Raw genomic sequence first — 1,700 nt, 5'->3', positions numbered from 1 at the left:
CCTGCGAGACGGTCGTCAGTGGGACGCTGGAACGTGACTGTGCCTTCGCAAGTCCGCGTTCCGCCTGCCGAGTTGCAGTGCAAGTTCGAGCAGGCTCTGCCGCATCTCGACGAGCGCCGTCGCCGGCTTTACCTCGCCAGCGAGGCCGTCTCGCTCGGTCATGGCGGAATCGCCCTGGTAGCCGCCGCCTCCCGAACAAGCACCGCCACCATCGCGCGCGGCATCACCGAACTGGAGACGCACGCGGCGCCGACGCACCGTATCCGGGCTCCGGGAGGCGGGCGCAAGCCGTTGACGGCCACCGACACCGGTCTGCTGCCGGCTCTGGAGATGCTGATCGAGCCGCATACCCGCGGCGATCCCGTTTCCCCGCTCCGCTGGACCACACTGTCGCTGCGGAGCTTGGCCCGGGCCCTGTCCGCGCAGGGACACCTGGTCGGCGCCACGACCGTCGGACGTCTGCTGCATGCGATGGGATATAGCCTGCAAGGCACGGCCAAAACCACTGAAGGCGCACGCCATCCGGACCGCGACGCCCAGTTCGCCCACATCAACGCCACCGCCACCGCCTTCCTTGACGACGGCCAGCCGGTGATCAGCGTCGACACCAAGGCCAAGGAGTGGATCGGCAACCGCGACCGGCCCGGCCGTGTCTGGCGCCCCGGCAAGGACCCGATCAAGGTGGACTGTCACTCCCACCTCTTCGATGACGACCAACCGGCGGCCATTCCCTGTGGGGTCTACGACCTGGCCACCAACACCGGCTGGGTCAACATCGGGACCGACCATGACACCGCCGAGTTCGCCACCGAATCCATCCGACGCTGGTGGCACCGCCGTGGGCGAGTGGACCATCCGGACGCGGACCGGTTACTGATCACCGCGGACGCCGGCGGCTCGAACAACCCCCGCTACTGGACCTGGAAGAAGCAGTTGCACACCTTCGCCCGCGAGAGCGGACTGAAGATTACAGTGTGTCACTTTCCGCCGGGCACTTCGAAGTGGAACAAGATCGAGCACCGGATGTTCTGCCATATCACTGCCAATTGGCGCGGTCGGCCGCTGACCAGCTACCAAGTCGTGCTCGAGACGATCGCCGCAACGACCACTGCGACCGGGCTGAGGATCCATGCCGAGCTGGACACTGGCGACTACGCCCTCGGTACCACCGTCACGACCGCCGACTTCCACGCCCTGCCGATCACACCCGATGCGTTCCACGGCAACTGGAACTACGCTCTGGCCCCGGATCCCCCCAGCCCTTCCGAAGCACCGGCGACTCGTCGGCCGATCGATCCCGCCGTGACCTCGATGCTTACCGATCCGACGCTGACCGGCATGGCTCGCTCAGAGTTCGCACACCTCGTGGCGGTCTCGGAACCGTACTGGGACGCCCTGGCCGAGGCAGCCTTCCAGCGTCGCTTCCACCGCCCACGGGGCTACCTCCATCCGCAGACCAGCAGCCTGGACCACTTCCACCGACTGCTTGCCGCACTCCTGCGCCGCCGCAAGGCCGCAACCAGCACCCTGATGGCCCAGATGCTGAGCGTCACACGCACCAACCTGTCCAACCAATTCCAGGACGGCCACCGAATTCTCGACCTGCACCGCATCCCCGTCACGCCGATACCCGGCTCACCAGCACGCACGCTCCAGCAACTGCAAACTCGTCTCACGTCCGTGGAGAACACCCTTACAGA

At 66.5% G+C, this 1,700-nt stretch carries 1 pseudogene; it reads left to right on the top strand.

From position 1 onward, the window contains the following. Positions 1 to 33: 33 nt before the first annotated feature. Positions 34 to 1,700: pseudogene (locus AC07C1_RS41215) on the top strand (ISAzo13 family transposase); the annotation flags it as partial.

The organism is Streptomyces sp. NPDC045022 (genome assembly GCF_056432605.1).
Note: the sequence above shows the minus strand (reverse complement) of the source record. Positions and strands in the feature narration are given on the sequence as shown.